The sequence below is a fragment of the Luteimonas saliphila genome (genome assembly GCF_016774335.1).
GTDB lineage: Bacteria > Pseudomonadota > Gammaproteobacteria > Xanthomonadales > Xanthomonadaceae > Luteimonas > Luteimonas saliphila.
The window spans coordinates 87910-103776 of the sequence record NZ_JAETWA010000013.1 but is presented as its reverse complement, the minus strand read 5'-3'; the positions used below and the strand labels follow the sequence as shown (position 1 = coordinate 103776).

General features: G+C 70.0%; 12 protein-coding genes. 11 read left to right on the top strand and 1 reads right to left on the bottom strand.

Annotated elements, in window-relative coordinates:
• Positions 1–132 precede the first annotated feature (132 nt).
• The 4 genes from JMO03_RS02905 (at position 133) to JMO03_RS02890 (ending at position 3571) form a co-directional block, all read left to right on the top strand.
• Entirely contained in the window at positions 133–399 is a 267-nt protein-coding gene (locus JMO03_RS02905; protein ID WP_202840039.1) for a type II toxin-antitoxin system CcdA family antitoxin, read from the top strand.
• Positions 396–710 carry a CcdB family protein gene (locus JMO03_RS02900; protein ID WP_202840037.1) on the top strand — a complete coding sequence of 105 codons (315 nt, stop codon included), beginning with the start codon at positions 396–398 and terminating at the stop codon, positions 708–710. The genes JMO03_RS02905 and JMO03_RS02900 overlap by 4 nt, the downstream gene beginning before the upstream one ends.
• 1 nt (position 711) lies before the next feature.
• On the top strand, positions 712–2349 hold the full coding sequence (locus JMO03_RS02895; protein WP_202840035.1) for an NAD+ synthase: 1638 nt from the start codon (positions 712–714) through the stop codon (positions 2347–2349).
• Positions 2350–2650: 301 nt separating this feature from the next.
• The gene (locus JMO03_RS02890) at positions 2651–3571 is read left to right on the top strand and encodes a vitamin K epoxide reductase family protein (RefSeq protein ID WP_202840033.1); all 921 of its coding nucleotides are present in this window, start codon (positions 2651–2653) and stop codon (positions 3569–3571) included.
• A 334-nt stretch (positions 3572–3905) separates the two neighbouring features.
• On the opposite strand, the gene JMO03_RS02885 is transcribed toward JMO03_RS02890, so the two are convergent.
• Complete coding sequence (locus JMO03_RS02885; protein WP_425491765.1) at positions 3906–4772, bottom strand: outer membrane protein assembly factor BamD; 867 nt, start codon at positions 4770–4772, stop codon at positions 3906–3908.
• 89 nt (positions 4773–4861) lie between these two features.
• On the opposite strand from JMO03_RS02885, the gene rluD reads away from it, so the two are divergent.
• From rluD to JMO03_RS02850, 7 genes are all read left to right on the top strand, one after another.
• Positions 4862–5857: a 23S rRNA pseudouridine(1911/1915/1917) synthase RluD gene (gene rluD / locus JMO03_RS02880; RefSeq protein ID WP_202840031.1), complete on the top strand. Its 996-nt coding sequence runs from the start codon at positions 4862–4864 to the stop codon at positions 5855–5857.
• Positions 5854–6624, top strand: coding sequence for a peptidoglycan editing factor PgeF (gene pgeF / locus JMO03_RS02875; protein WP_202840030.1), 771 nt, complete (start codon positions 5854–5856; stop codon positions 6622–6624). Before rluD ends, pgeF begins: the two co-directional genes overlap by 4 nt.
• 251 nt (positions 6625–6875) lie before the next feature.
• On the top strand, positions 6876–9158 hold the full coding sequence (locus JMO03_RS02870) for a TonB-dependent receptor (RefSeq protein ID WP_202840029.1): 2283 nt from the start codon (positions 6876–6878) through the stop codon (positions 9156–9158).
• A 382-nt stretch (positions 9159–9540) separates the two neighbouring features.
• Entirely contained in the window at positions 9541–11142 is a 1602-nt protein-coding gene (locus JMO03_RS02865) for a SulP family inorganic anion transporter (RefSeq protein WP_202840028.1), read from the top strand.
• A gap of 67 nt (positions 11143–11209) precedes the next feature.
• The gene (locus JMO03_RS02860; RefSeq protein WP_238345840.1) at positions 11210–11740 is read left to right on the top strand and encodes a DUF4166 domain-containing protein; all 531 of its coding nucleotides are present in this window, start codon (positions 11210–11212) and stop codon (positions 11738–11740) included.
• Positions 11741–11968: 228 nt separating this feature from the next.
• Positions 11969–14551, top strand: a complete 2583-nt coding sequence (gene clpB / locus JMO03_RS02855) for an ATP-dependent chaperone ClpB (protein ID WP_202840024.1) — start codon at positions 11969–11971, stop codon at positions 14549–14551.
• Positions 14552–14924: 373 nt separating this feature from the next.
• Positions 14925–15812 carry an AraC family transcriptional regulator gene (locus JMO03_RS02850; protein WP_202840022.1) on the top strand — a complete coding sequence of 296 codons (888 nt, stop codon included), beginning with the start codon at positions 14925–14927 and terminating at the stop codon, positions 15810–15812.
• The last annotated feature ends 55 nt before the right edge of the window (positions 15813–15867 follow it).

Below are 15867 nucleotides of genomic sequence, written 5' to 3'. Positions count from 1 at the left end.
CCGCGACCGCTCCAGCGACGAGCCACCAGCCCCGCGCCGGCACGCGATGCGTTCGCGCGCCATCGCGCACGGGCCACGTTGACGCCCGCCGTACGATGCGCATAATTCATGCGCATCATCTGGAGGTCGGTCATGCGCATCCGTGAAGACTACGCCGGCTACGGCAAACGCGCGGCCAATGTCAGCATCAACCAGGGCCTGCTGGAAGAGGCCAAGGCACTGGACATCAACCTGTCCGCAACGCTGGAGAAGGCGCTGGCGGCGGAGGTGCGCGCGCGCAAGCGCAGCCGGTGGCTCGAGGACAATCGCGAGGCGATCGCCGCGTACAACCGGCGGATCGAGCGCGACGGCATGCTGAGCGACCACGTCCGCGCGTTCGTGGCCGGGTCCGGCGAGTGAGCCAGTTCGTCGCCTATGCCAATGCCGACGGTGCGTCGAAGCGGTTGATGCCGTACCTGCTGGACGTGCAGAGCGACCTGATCGAGACGGTCGGATCGCGCGTGGTCGTGCCGCTGGTGGCGATCGAGCACGTCGGCGGCGTGATCGACACCCTGATGCCCTGCCTGGCCGTGGGCGAGCGACAGGTGGTGATGGATACCCCGCAGATCATGGGCATCCCGGTGCGCATGCTCGGCAAACAGGTCGCCGACCTTTCCCACGAGCGCCAGGCCATCCTGGCCGCGGTCGACATGCTGACGCACGGAATCTGACATGACCGACACCCTCCGCATCGCCATGGCCCAGTTCGACTTCCCGGTGGGCGACGTGCGCGGCAACACCGACCGCATGGTGGCGATGATCGCCGAGGCGCGCGACGAGTACGGCGCCGACATCGTGCTGTTCCCGGAACTGGCGATCAGCGGCTATCCGCCGGAGGACCTGCTGATGCGGCCCTCCTTCCTGGCCGAGTGCGAGGCCGCGCTGCGCGAAATCGCGGGGGCGGCCACCGGCATCGTCGCGGTCCTGGGCTGGCCGGAGTCGGCCGGCAGCATCCTCTACAACTCGGCCAGCGTGCTGCGCGCCGGCAAGGTCGAGGCGACGTACCGCAAGCGCGAATTGCCGAACTACAACGTGTTCGACGAACGCCGCTACTTCCACGTCGACCCCGACGGCGGCAGCTGCGTGTTCGAGGTCAAGGGCGTGCCGGTGGGCCTGGTGATCTGCGAGGACCTGTGGTTCGCCGAACCGCTGGCCGACACGGCCGCCAGCGGGGCGCAACTGGTGCTGGTGCCGAACGCATCGCCGTTCGAGCGCGGCAAGCACGCCCAGCGCGACGCGCTGCTGTCCGAGCGCACCCGCGAGAGCGGCGCGGCCCTGGCCTACGTCAATGTGGTCGGTGGGCAGGACGCGCTGGTCTTCGACGGTTCCTCGGTGGTGGCCGACGCCGACGGCACCGTGCATCCGGCCGCGTCCGCGTTCGCCGACCTGTGGCTGGTGGTGGACTACGACGTGGCCACGCGCAAGTTCGCGCCGGTCGTGTGGCAGGACGACGGCGACGAGAGCATGGACGCGCTGGCCTGGCGCGCGATCGTGCGCGGGATCCGCGACTACTGCGGAAAGAACGGATTCGCCAAGGCATGGCTGGGCCTGTCGGGCGGGATCGATTCGTCGATCGTGCTGGCGCTGGCGGTCGATGCGCTCGGCGCCGGCAATGTCACCGCGGTGCGCATGCCCTCGCGCTACACCGCGGGGCTGTCCAACGATCTCGCGCAGGAGCAGTGCGACGCGCTAGGGGTGACGCTGCTGTCGCTGCCGATCGAGAAGCCGTTCCAGGGCTTCCTCGACGCGCTGGCCACCACGTTCGAAGGCCGCGAACCCGACACCGCGGAGGAGAACCTGCAGTCGCGCACCCGCGGCGCGCTGCTGATGGCGCTGTCGAACAAGTTCGGCGGGCTGCTGCTGACCACCGGCAACAAGAGCGAGTACGCGGTCGGCTACGCCACCATCTACGGCGACATGTGCGGCGGCTACGCGCCGATCAAGGACCTGTACAAGACCGAGGTCTACGGCCTGGCGAAGTGGCGCAACACGGTGGGCGGCGCGCCGGTGATCCCGCCGGGCGTGATCGCACGGGCGCCCTCGGCGGAACTGCGCGAGAACCAGGTCGACCAGGATTCGCTGCCGCCCTACGACGTGCTCGACGCGATCCTGCGCCGCTACGTGGACCTGGAGCAGTCGCGCGACGACATCGTCGGCGCGGGCTTCGATGCCGGCACCGTGGACCGCGTGTTGCGCCTGGTGCGCACCAGCGAGTGGAAGCGCCACCAGGCGGCGCCCGGGCCCAAGGTGTCGCGACGGGCGTTCGGCCGCGAGCGGCGCTATCCGATCAGCAACCGCTATCCCGCCTGACCGGCGACGCCGGCGACAGGGGCCGGACGCGGCCGCGACCGGTCTACCGAGGTCGATCCGGCTTGCTGGAAACGCGTGCGGGCGTCGATGTCCGCTGCGGCGGCGTTGCGAAGGGCCCGGCATGGCATGAATCCCGTGCCCCCGTAGGAGCGCCTTCAGGCGCGACCCGGCCTGCGCGACCGGGCCCATAGGGCAGCGGGCATCGAACGCGTCAGCGGTACCGCCGACAGGGTGGATGCATCGTGGCGGCGCGGGTTCGCGCTAATGTGTGTGGATCGCAACGAAACGAGCGCGACCAGGCATGGGCAGGAAATCGAAGGCGCGGCGCGACAGGCCGCAGCGCGCAGGGGCGGGGCCCGCTACGGGCGCGCAGGGTGGACCGGTCCGGGCAGCGACGGGCAAGGCCGATATCGCGCTGCGCGTGCTCGCGGTGACCGGACTGCTGCTCACCGGCTACCTTTCGTTCGTCGCATGGCAGGACACCGGCGCCGCGTTCTGCACCGAGGGCTCCGGCTGCGAGGTGGTGCAGGGCAGCCCCTGGTCGCGCTTCCTAGGCCTGCCGATCGCGGCCTGGGGCGCGCTGCTGTACGCCGCGCTCGCGTGGACCGCCTGGCGGCCGGCGACACGGCCGACGCTGCGGCTGGCGCGCTGGCGCCGCCTGTGGCGGCTCTCGTTCCTGGGACTGGCGATCAGCGTCTATCTCACCGTCGCCGGCCTGGTCGCACTGCAGGCCGTCTGCGCCTGGTGCCTGCTGTCGCTGGCGGTGATGCTCGCCATCTTCCTGGTCGTGCACGCGACCCGGCCCGACAGCGCACCCGGCGCGCCGTGGACGACCTGGATGCTCGGCAACGGCCTGCTCGCGCTCGGCCTGCTGGCCGCGCTGCAGATGTCCGCGATGGGCCTGCTGGAACGGCGCGAGGACCCGCGCCTGCGCGCGCTGGCCGAGCACCTGGCGCAGTCGGAGGCGAAGTTCTACGGTGCCTCCTGGTGCCCCGAGTGCACGCGACAGAAGCGACTGTTCGGTGCGGCGGCGAAGCGGCTGCCGTATGTGGAGTGTTCGCCCGAAGGTCGCGGCGGCGGGGTCGCGTTCGACTGCATCAGCGCGCGGATCGGCGGCTATCCGACCTGGATCATCGACGGGCAGCACCACGTCGAGGTGATCGAGCCCGAGCGCCTGGCGCGGATCAGCGGGTTCGACTGGAACGAAGCCGCGACGCCGTAGGCACGCCCGCAGGCGCACGGGATGCCCGTAGGAGCGCCTTCAGGCGCGATTGGCGATCGCATCGGCTTACCCGACCAAACGCATCGCGGCTGAAGCCGCTCCTACAGGGGTACCACCCCGCCCCACAGGAGCGCCTTCAGGCGCGACCCGGGGTGCCGATAGAAGCCGCCCTCAGGCGCGGTGTCCAGGGTCGCGCCTGAAGGCGCTCCTACGGGAGCCGTGCGCTTTGCTCGCCGGCGGGGATCGTGGGGTCGTCGCGCTGCGGTCATCCAGGCGCCGCATGCGAAAACGCCGCCTGGAGGCGGCGTTTCGAACGAGACGGAGGACGAACCGGTCAGTCGCGGTCGTCGTTGTCGATCGCCGACTTCTCGCCTGCGAACGGATTGAGCTTGCGGATGTTCCACGGGTAATTAGGCCAGTCGCCGGCCAGGAACGGGTGGTCCGGTTCGTTCTGCTGCAGCACCCGGCGCGCATCCGCTGCCAAGGTCTCGTTGCCCAGTTCGGTATAGGCGGCGACGAGTACCGCCACCGCGTCGTTCTGGAACTCGCTCTGCGGGTAGGTCTCGAGCAGGTAGGTGGCGCGGTCGGCGGCGGCGACCCAGGCGTCGCGGCGCAGGTAGTACAGCGCGACCTCGATCTCGTGGCGCGCGAACATGTTGCGCAGCGCGACCATGCGCTGGCGCGCGTCGGCGGCGTAGCGGCTGTTCGGGTAGCGCTCGGTCAACGTGTTGAAGTCGGAGAACGCCTGATTGGGCGTGGCCAGGTCGCGCCGGCTGGCGTCGAGCTTCCACACGCGCTGCAGGAACACCGTGTCGCGGTTGGAGTTCACCAGGCCGCGCAGGTAGTACATGTAGGGAGTGTTCTTGTGCGTGGGATAGGTCCGCAGGAAGCGGTCGATGGTCGAGATCGCCTCCTCGTTGTTGCCCATCTTGAACTGGGCGAACGCGGTCTCCATCAGCGCCTGTTCGGTATAGGGGCCGTAGGGGTACTGGGCGAGCAGGCGACGGTAGGTGACCACCGCGCCGCTCCAGTTGCCGTTGTGCATCTGTCCCTGGCCCTTGTCGTAGAGCTCCTCGACGGGCACCCCCTCGTTCTCGTCCTCGTCCTTGAAGACGCCCTTGATCCGCGCGCACCCGGACGTCGTCAGGACGATCACGAGCAGCAGCAGCACGGCGCGACGGAACGGGGAGGGTCGGACGATCATGGGCACCGGGGCAGGCAAGGCACGAAGCGGGGATAATACCAGCCCGTCCCGGCCGCCCGGGCGCGCCGCCTGAACCACAGCCGTCCATGTCCCCTCCCGCTCCCGACTCCATCGAACAACGCGAGGCGCTCGTGCCCGGGTCCGCCGCCGGGCGCCGGTTCGATGCGGTGCTGGCCGAGCTGTTTCCCGAGTTCTCCCGCTCGCGCCTGGCCGAGTGGATCCGTGCCGGCGACGCGCAGCTCGATGGCCGCCAGGTGCGTCCGCGCGATCCGGTCCGCGGCGGCGAGCAGGTGCGCCTGCGCGTGCGCCTGGCGGTGGAGACGCAGGCGGTCGCGCAGGACATCCCGCTGCGGATCCTGCACGAGGACGCGGATGTCTTCGTGATCGACAAGCCCGCGGGCCTGGTGGTGCATCCGGGCGCTGGCAACGCCGACGGCACTTTGGTCAACGCATTGCTGCACCGGGATCCGGTGCTGGGGTCGTTGCCGCGTGCCGGCGTGGTGCATCGGCTCGACAAGGACACCTCCGGGGTGATGGTGGTGGCGCGCACGCTGCAGGCGCAGACCGCACTGGTGGCGCAGCTGTCCGCGCGCGGCGTGCATCGCCAGTACCTCGCGGTGGTGGCGGGCGCGCTGGTCGCCGGCGGCACCGTGGACGCAGGCATCGACCGGCATCCGCGCGACCGGATCCGCATGGCGGTGCGCGAGGACGGCCGCGACGCGGTGACCCACTACCGCCTGCGCGAGCGCTTCCGCGCCCACACCGCGCTCGAATGCCGGCTCGAAACCGGCCGCACCCACCAGATCCGCGTGCACATGGCGCACCTCAAGCACCCGATCATCGGCGATCCGCTGTACGGCGGGCCGCTCAAGCTGCCCAAGGGCGCGTCCGACGCGCTGGTCGCGGCGTTGCGCGGTTTCCGGCGCCAGGCGCTGCATGCCGAGACGCTGGAATTCGCGCACCCGACCACTGGCGCGCCGGTGCGCTGCAGCGCGCCGGTCCCCGACGACATGCTGGCGCTGATGGCGGCGTTGCGCGAGGACACGGCCGCGTATGCGGACGCGGAGCGCAGGCACCGGTGAGCGCCCGGGTCGACGCGACGGCGCCGTTTGCCGGCAACGTGCGTGCGTTCACCACGGTGCGGCACGGCGCAGGGGCCTCGGCACCGCCGTTCGACCGGTTCAACCTGGGCAATTTCCGCACAGACGACGGCGACGATCCGGCCGTGGTGGCGCGCAACCGGGCGGAACTGGTGGCGCGCTTCGGACTGCCTGCGTCGCCGCACTGGCTGAAACAGGTGCACGGCACCCACGTGGTGCGGTTCGATGCGCCGGCCGGGCCGGAAGGCTGGCCCGAGCCCGAAGCCGACGCGGCGGTCACCTCCATGCCCGGTGTCGTGCTTGTCATCCTCACCGCCGATTGCCTGCCGGTGGTGTTCGCGGCCAGGGACGGCAGCGAGATCGCGGCAGCCCATGCCGGCTGGCCGGGTCTGTCGAAGGGAATGCTCGAAGCCACGCTGGCCGCGATGCGGACGCGCCCCGGCGACGTGGTGGCATGGATCGGCCCCTGCGCCGGTCCGCGACGCTACGAGGTGGGCCGCGACGTGTTCGAGGCGTTCGTCGCCCAGGATGCGGGCGCGGCCGCCGCGTTCTCGCCCACGCGCCCGGGCCACTGGCTCGCCGACCTCCCCGCGCTGGCGCGCCGCAGGCTCGTGGCCGCGGGCATGGCCGCCGGCGACGTCCATGGCGGCGACCTGTGCACGATCGAGGACCCCGGCCGCTTCTTCTCCCACCGCCGCGACGGCCGCAGCGGCCGGATCGCGACGATCGCCTGGGTCTCCCCCCCGTAGGAGCGCCTTCAGGCGCGACGGGCACCGCGCGCGAAGCAGGGCGTGCGGAAAAGCGCACCGTGCCCGACCACCCCGGGCAACGGATCCCACATCGCATCGCGAGGACCGGCGCCGTCCACCGACCGCTGCGGCCGACGCATTGCGGCGGCAGCCGGCGGACCCCCGCACGCATCCTCCTCCCGGACCTTCCCCGCGCCGCGCTTTACATTAATCTGACAGGGCTCCTCCCACCCCACGCCAGGACCCTCCCCATGACGAAGGCCCCGCTTCGCCGGTTCCCAGCCCTGCGCCTGTCCGCGCTCGCGCTGGCGCTGTCCCTGCCCGTCGCCGTACAGGCGCAGGAAAGCCCCCAGGCCGATCCCGCCGATGCGGTCACCCTCGATGCGCTCGAGGTCACCGCCCAGCGTCGGGTCGAGAACATCCAGGACGTGCCGGTGTCGATCAGCGTGCTGTCGGGCGAGAAGCTCGACGTACTCGGCTCCGGCGGCACCGACGTGCGCTTCCTGTCGGGCCGGGTCCCCAGCCTCAATATCGAGTCCTCGTTCGGCCGCGCCTTCCCGCGCTTCTACATCCGCGGCTACGGCAATACCGATTTCCGGCTCAACACCTCGCAGCCGGTGTCGCTGGTCTACGACGACGTGGTGCAGGAGAACCCGATCCTGAAGGGCTTCCCGGTGTTCGACCTCGAACGCATCGAGGTGCTGCGCGGCCCGCAGGGTTCGCTGTTCGGGCGCAACACCCCGGCCGGCGTGGTCAAGTTCGACTCGGTGCGGCCGTCGCAGGAGTTCGGCGGCTACGCGCAGCTGGGCTACGGCAGCGACGACATGTGGAACTTCGAGGGCGCGGTCGGCGGCGCGCTCGGCGAGCGCTGGTCGGCGCGCGTGTCGACGCTCTACCAGCGCCGCGACGACTGGGTGCGCAACGAATATGACGGCCCCAACGACGGCTTCGAGGGCTACGACGAATCCGCCGCGCGCGCGCAGCTGCTGTACGAAGGCGACGGCTTCGAGGCCCTGCTGAACGTGCACGCGCGCCACCTCAACGGCAGCGCGCGCCTGTTCCGCGCCAACATCATCGAACCGGGAACCAACGACTTCGTCGCCGGCTTCGACCGCGAGGTGGTGACCCAGGACGGGCTGAACTCCTCCGAGCTCGACAGCCACGGCGCGAGCGCGCGCCTGCGCTGGGAGCTGGGCGACTACACCCTGCATTCGATCACCGGTTACGAGTCGCTCGAGACCTTCAACCGCGGCGACATCGACGGCGGCTACGGCGCGGTGTTCCTGCCCGACTCCGGCCCGGGCGTGATCCCGTTCGCCTCCGAGACCGCGGACGGCATTCCCGACCATTCGCAATGGAGCCAGGAACTGCGCATCGAGTCCGACTACGGCGGCGCGCTGGACTGGCAGGCGGGCGTGTTCTGGTTCAAGGAGGACTACCGGGTCGACAGCGTCAGCTACGACTCGCTCAACGGCAGCGCGCAGGACGGTTACCAGCGCATCCGCCAGACCAACGACGCCTGGGCGGTGTTCGGCGCGCTGACCTGGCAGGCGACCGACGCGCTCGAACTGCGCGCGGGCCTGCGCTACACCGTCGACGAGAAGCAGCTGACGGTGGAGGAGTACTGGAACACCGGCTTCGCGGCCTGCGTGCTGGCCGGCAAGTGCACGCTGGAACAACTGGCGGCGCTGGAACCGGACGGCGACCTGTCCGCATCGCCCGAGGACAAGAAGCTCAACTGGGACCTGTCGGCGACGTTCGAGCTCAACGAGGACGTGAACCTGTACGGCCGGGTCGCCACCGGCTTCCGCGGCAGCAGCATCCAGAGCGCGGGCGCGTTCAACGGCAAGTCCGTGGCCGGGCCGGAGACGTCGACCGCGGCGGAGTTCGGGGTCAAGGCCGACCTGTTCGACCGGCGCGCGCGGCTCAGCGCCGGCGTCTTCTACTACGAGGTCGAGGACCAGCAGCTCACCGCGGTCGGGGGCGCGGCCAATGCCAACATCCTGCTCAACGCCGAGAAGTCGACCGGGCGCGGCTTCGAGTTCGACCTCGAGGCGTGGCTGGGCGACTCGTTGCTGGTGACGCTGGGCAGCGGCTACAACGACACCGAAATCGAGGACGACGACCTCGCCGTGGCGGTCTGCGCCGCGTGCACGGTGACCGACTCGCGGGTCGGTGCGCTGGCGGCGATCGACGGCAACCCGTTGCCGCAGGCCCCGAAGTGGACCCACAACCTCACCGCGCGCTGGGGCGTGCCGGTGGGCAGCGGCGAGTTCTTCGTGTTCACCGACTGGGTCTATCGCAGCGAGGTGAACTTCTTCCTGTACGAGTCGATCGAGTTCACCGGCAAGTCGCTGCTCGAGGGCGGCCTGCGCGCGGGCTACCTGTGGAACGACGGCGACTACGAGCTCGCGACCTATGGCCGCAACATCACCGACCAGGAGCGCATCGTCGGCGGCATCGACTTCAACAACCTCACCGGCTTCATCAACGAGCCGCGCACGCTCGGCGTGGAGTTCACGGCGCGGTTCTGAGCCGGGGCTACGGCCAGCGCTCCGCCGCGCCTGAGCCAGCGCAAGGTGCAGCCCGGCGTGACGCAAAGGGATGTGGCACCGCACTGCGCCGGTCGATGCGAAGCGAAGTGGTGGAGGGCGCCCTTTCGAAGGTCTGGACAAAGCGATATGTCATTCCGAACGCAGTGAGGAATCTCGAGAAGTCAGCGCGTAGATTGACCAGCTGCTGTGAAGCGCTTCCCGCTGCGCTCGAAATGACAGTTGGTCAGACGTTCCCTTGCGGCCGCCCCGCGCGTCTGGTCGCGATCGGGCAAGGCGGAAGGATGACCCTCGCGTTCCCGTGATCCACGCTCCGCAGGGGCGATCGACTGCGCGGAACGCGCATCTCCTCGAGGCAGCACCCATGAGCCAACCCCCGACCCGCAACCCACCGCGCTGGTTCGTCGCCGGCGACGTCAACGGCTTCTTCGGCCTGGTCATCGACAACCTGTCGATCCTGGGCTTCATCGCGATGGCGCTCATCGGGATCTTCGGCGTTCCCGCGGACGTGGTGTTCCAGCGCATGTTCCCCGGGACCGCGCTGGGGGTGCTGCTCGGCAACCTGGCCTACTCCTGGATGGGGCGAAGGCTGGCGGCGAGGACCGGGCGCGACGACGTCACCGCGATGCCGCTGGGGCTGGACGCGCCGACCAGCATCGGCATGGCCCTGCTGGTGCTGGGCCCGGCATTCCTCGCGTTCAGGGCCGATGGCCTGGACGAACGCGCGGCGGGCATCGCCACGTGGCAACTCGGCATGGCCGCGCTGGTGGTGATGGGCCTGTTCAAGACGGCGTTGTCGTTCGCCGGCGACTGGGTGACGCGGGTGCTGCCGCGGGCGGCGTTGCTGGGGTCGATCGGCGGCGCGGCGCTGGCGTTGCTCGGTTTCCTGCCGCTGGTGGAGACCCTGCGCAACCCCGTGGTCGGGCTGGTGACGCTGGGCCTGCTGCTGTACCTGCTGGTGGGGAAGGGCCGGTTGCCGCTGCGCATCCCCGGCGTGCTGTTCGCGTTCCTGGTCGGGGTCGCGCTGTATTACGGCCTCGGCCTGGCCGGGCTCGGCGTGCCCGGCTTCGCGTTGCCGGAGGCGGTGCCGCTGGCGCCGTCGCTGCCGTGGCCGAACCTCGGGTTCCTGGCCGGGCTGGCGGACACCGTGCCCTACCTGCCGCTGCTGCTGCCGTTCGGCCTGCTGATGATCGTCGGCGGGATCAACGTCAGCGAAAGCGCGCGCGCGGCCGGCGACGATTATCGCACCCGCGACGTGCTGCTGGTCGAGGCGCTCGCCACGCTGGTCGCCGGGATCTGCGGCGGCGTGGCGCAGACCACGCCCTACATCGGCCAGCCCGCCTACAAGCACATGGGCGCGCGCACCGGCTACACGCTGCTGACCGGCCTATTCGTCGGCATCGGCGGCGCGCTGGGGATCCTCGCCGGCCTGGTGCAATGGCTGCCGCTGGCGGTGCTGGCGCCGATCATCGTCTACGTCGGCATCGACATCACCCTGCAGGCCTTCCACGAAACGCCGCGCCGGCATGCCGCCGCGGTGGCGCTGGCGTTCCTGCCGTCGCTGGCCTACCTGCTGACGATCAAGGCCGGCAATCCGGCATGGATCGCGCCCGAGCGCTTCGCCGAACTCTACGCCGACATCGGCAGCCATGGCCTGCCGGATCTCGCCGCGATCGTCACGCTCGGCAACGGCTTCATCATCACCGCGATGCTGTGGGCCACGGCCGTGGTATTCCTCGTCGACGGGCGCGTGCGCGGCGCGGCAGGCGTGCTGCTGGTGGCGGCCGCGTTGACCCTGTTCGGCGTGATCCACTCGGTCGATCCCCGCGGCGGCGTCTACCTGCCGTGGTCCCTCGGGGGCCTGCGACAGGCGATCTGCTTCCAGTTCGCCGGCGCCTACGTGGCGTTGGCCGTGGTACTGGGCCTGCTGTCGCTGCAACGACAGGTGCCGTCGGTCACGGAGTGAGTCGCGACGCCTTGCACCGCCTTCGGGCGCGGCTATGCTTTGCGCCCGTATCGCATCGACCAGCCGCATGAAACCCACGTTGTTCCAGCAGGCGCTCGGCGCATCCTACTTCCGCCTGCCGGAGAGCCTGCGGCGGTTGCACGGACAGCGTGGGCGCGAGCGCTGGAGCGGGGTCGGGGAGATCGAGCGCGGACGCAATCCGCTGGCGCGGATGTGCGCATGGATCGCCGGGCTGCCGAAGACCGCCCGCGAGGTCGCCACCAGCGTGGAGTTTTCCGTGGACGAGGAGGGCGAGACCTGGAAACGCGATTTCGGGGGGCAGAAGATGGTCTCGCGGCTGACTTTCGACGACGGACTGTTGCGCGAACGGCTGGGCCCGCTGCAGTTCCGCTACGCGCTGCACGGCAACGATGGCGCGATCTGGTGGACCGTGGCCGGCGTCCGGCTGTTCGGCATCGTGCCGCTGCCCGCATCGCTGTTCGACGACGTGCGTTGCCGCGAGTACGAAGACAACGGCCGCTACCGGTTCGAGGTCGACGCCGTGCTGCCGGTGGCCGGCCGGGTCATCCGCTACCAGGGCTGGCTCGAGCCGGTGTGAGCCAGCCGGCTGCGCGGCAGCGCTACCGCTGGTTCGGGCGCCGCGATGCCTTCCCTGCCCGACCCGGCGCAGGCGCACCGGGTCCTGGTGGAATCGTCGCCCGCGCCAGTCCGCCCGTCGGGCGATCCACCCGCCCGCTTTCCTTCCCGGGGTCTTGCATCCCCCGCCGCCGGCCCGCATCTGGGGAGCATGGCCGGGCATGCCGGCCCCTGATTGCGAGGAATCCCCATGCGGATGGACAAGCTCACCTCGCGTTTCCAGCAGGCGCTGGCGGACGCGCAGTCGCTGGCCGTGGGCCGCGACCACAACATGATCGAACCGGTGCACCTGCTGGTGGCGCTGCTCGACCAGCAGGGCGGCGGCACGCGCCCGCTGCTGTCCCAGGCCGGGGTCAACGTGCCGCTGCTGCGCGAGCGGCTCGGCGAGGCGCTGGAAGCGCTGCCGAAGGTGACCGGGCAGGCCGGGCAGCTGTCGGTCGGCAACGATCTCGGCCGCCTGTTCAACGTCACCGACAAGCTGGCGCAGCAGCGCGGCGATGCGTTCATCGCCAGCGAGCTGTTCCTGCTCGCGACGCTCGAGGACGGTGGCGACGCCGGCAAGGCGCTCAAGGCCGCGGGCGCTACGAAACAGAAGCTCGAGGCCGCGATCGACAAGGTGCGCGGCGGCGAAAGCGTCAAGGACGAGAACGCCGAGGAATCGCGCCAGGCGCTGGAGAAGTACACCATCGACCTGACTGCGCGCGCCGAGGGCGGCAAGCTCGATCCGGTGATCGGCCGCGACGAGGAGATCCGCCGCACGATCCAGGTGCTGCAGCGGCGCACCAAGAACAACCCGGTGCTGATCGGCGAGCCCGGCGTGGGCAAGACCGCGATCGTCGAGGGCCTGGCGCAGCGCATCGTCAACGGCGAAGTGCCCGAGGGCCTGAAGAGCCGTCGCGTGCTGTCGCTCGACATGGGCGCGCTGATCGCGGGCGCGAAGTTCCGCGGCGAGTTCGAGGAACGGCTGAAGGCGGTGCTGGGCGACCTGGCCAAGCAGGAAGGCAACGTCATCCTGTTCATCGACGAGCTGCACACGATGGTCGGCGCGGGCAAGGCCGAAGGCTCGATGGATGCCGGCAACATGCTCAAACCGGCGCTTGCGCGCGGCGAGCTGCACTGCATCGGCGCGACCACGCTCGACGAGTACCGCAAGTACGTCGAGAAGGACGCCGCGCTCGAGCGCCGTTTCCAGAAGGTATTCGTGGGCGAACCGAGCGTCGAGGACACCATCGCGATCCTGCGCGGGCTGAAGGAGCGCTACGCCGTGCACCACGGGGTGGAGATCACCGACCCGGCGATCGTCGCCGCGGCCACGCTCTCGCACCGCTACATCGCCGACCGCCAGTTGCCGGACAAGGCCATCGACCTGATGGACGAGGCCGCCTCGCGGATCCGCATGGAGATCGACTCCAAGCCCGAGGAACTCGACCGCAAGGAACGCCGCCTGATCCAGCTCAAGATCCAGCGAGAGGCGCTGAAGAAGGAGAAGGACGCGGAATCGAAGCAGCGCCTGGCCGACCTCGAAACCGAGATCGGCGCGTTGGAACGCGAGTACAACGACCTCGAGGAAATCTGGAAGGCCGAGAAGGCGGCGGTGCAAGGCGCCACGAAGATCAAGGAACAGATCGAGGCCGCCAAGCTGCAGCTCGAATCGGCGCAGCGTGCGCAGGACTACGCGAAGATGAGCGAGATCCAGTACGGGACCCTGCCGGAACTGGAGAAGCAGCTGGCCGCCGCGCAGCAGGTCGATACCAAGGACTTCAAGCTGTTGCAGGATCGCGTCACGGCCGAGGAGATCGCCGAGGTCGTCGCGCGCTGGACCGGCATCCCGGTCAGCAAGATGCTCGAGGGCGAGCGCGAGAAGCTGCTGAAGATGGAAGACGCGCTGCATGGCCGCGTGGTCGGGCAGGACGAGGCGATCAAGGTGGTCTCCGATGCCGTGCGCCGTTCGCGCGCCGGGCTCAGCGATCCCGACCGCCCGAGTGGTTCGTTCCTGTTCCTCGGCCCCACCGGCGTCGGCAAGACCGAGCTGTGCAAGGCGCTGGCCGAGTTCCTGTTCGACAGCAACGATGCGATGGTGCGCATCGACATGAGCGAGTTCATGGAGAAGCACGCGGTGTCGCGGCTGGTCGGCGCGCCCCCGGGCTACGTGGGCTACGAGGAAGGCGGCTATCTCACCGAAGCGGTGCGGCGCCGCCCGTACAGCGTGATCCTGCTCGACGAGGTCGAGAAGGCGCATCCGGACGTGTTCAACATCCTGCTCCAGGTGCTCGACGACGGCCGCCTGACGGACGGCCAGGGGCGCACGGTGGATTTCCGCAACACGGTGATCGTGATGACCTCCAACCTCGGCAGCCAGATGATCCAGGAGCTGTCCGGCGACACGCCCGAGAGCTACACCCAGATGAAGGCGGCGGTGATGGGCGTGGTGCAGGCGCACTTCCGGCCGGAGTTCATCAACCGGCTCGACGATATCGTCGTGTTCCATCCGCTGGACAAGGCGCAGATCAAGTCGATCGCGCGCATCCAGCTGCGCGGGCTGGAGAAGCGGCTGGCCGAGCGCGGCATCCGCATCGAAGTGTCGGACAAGGCGTTCGATCTGCTGGGCAACGTCGGCTTCGACCCGGTGTACGGCGCGCGGCCGCTCAAGCGTGCGATCCAGCACCAGCTGGAGAACCCGCTCGCGCAGAAGATCCTGTCGGGCGCGTTCGGCAACGGCGACACGGTCCGCGTCGACGCCGAAGGCGGGCACCTCGTGTTCGTCGCCGCCTGAACCCCGACGCACCGTAGCCCGGATAAGCGAAGCGCATCCGGGTCGGAATCGATCGGCGACGCGCAGACCCGGATGCGGTCTTCGACCTTATCCGGGCTACGCGGGCGGTCGGACGCGTCCGGTAACGCCGACACTCTCCACGTGGATGCGGACGGCGGGCACCCGGTCCTCGTCGCCGCCTGAACCCGACGCACCGTAGCCCGGATAAGCGAAGCGCATCCGGGCCGGAATCGATCGGCGACGCGCGGACCCGGATGCGGTCTTCGACCTTATCCGGGCTACGCGGGCGGGCGGCGATTGCGCAAGATCGGGAACGCGGATCGCCTGGGGGCGGGGCATGCTGGTGGCGTGTCCCTCGCTTCCAGGAGACCCGATGAAAACCGATACCCGCATCGCCTGCGCCAGGCGTATCGACGCCGTGGTCGCGCACCTGCAGGCCACAATGGCGCGTGACGAACCGCTGCCCGATCTGGCCGATCTGGCGCGGATCGCGCATTTCTCGCCGTTCCATTTCCATCGTGTCTGGCGCGCCCTCACCGGCGAGCCGGTGGGGCGCACGGTGTCGCGGTTGCGGCTGCTGCGCGCGCTGGAGCTGCTGCGCGATGCCGACGTGAACATCACCACGGTCGCCCAGGCCGCCGGCTACGACACCGCGCAGGCTTTCGCGCGGGCGTTCCGCGACGCGCTCGACGCCAGCCCGGGCGAGGTGCGTGGCCGGCCGGAGCGGATCGACGCCGCGGTGGCGCGGCTCGGCGCACCGACCGTACCGTCCGGCCAGGATCCTGCACTGCAGGTGGAAGTGGTGTCGCTGGCGCCGTTCGAGGTGGTCGCGCTGCGCAACCGGGGCGCATTCGCCGACCTCGACGCCGCGTTCGGGCGGCTGTTCGGCTGGGCGGCCGAAGCCGGGGTCGTCGACTCGATCGTCGGCCTGCATGGCGTGCCGCATGCCGACCACCGCGAGGTGCCGCCGGAGACGCTGGAGTTCGACTGCGCGATCGAACTGGCGGTGCGGGCCGATCCGTCGCCGCCGCTGCAACGCATGGTCCTCGACGGCGGGACGTTCGCCCGCGTCCGCCACGTCGGAGCCTACGACGGGCTGGAAGACCTCATCGACAGGGTACTGGCGCACTGGTGGCCCGACAGTGGCCACGCGCTGCGCGATGTGCCGATCCGCTATGCCTTCCAGGACGATCCCGAGGTGGTGCCCGAATCCCTACTGCGCGCCGACATCCTCCTGCCGCTGGCCCCGGGCGCCTCCTGATCCGCCGGCCCGCGCATGCACCCATGCCGCGTGGCGATGGTTGTCGCTGAAACCG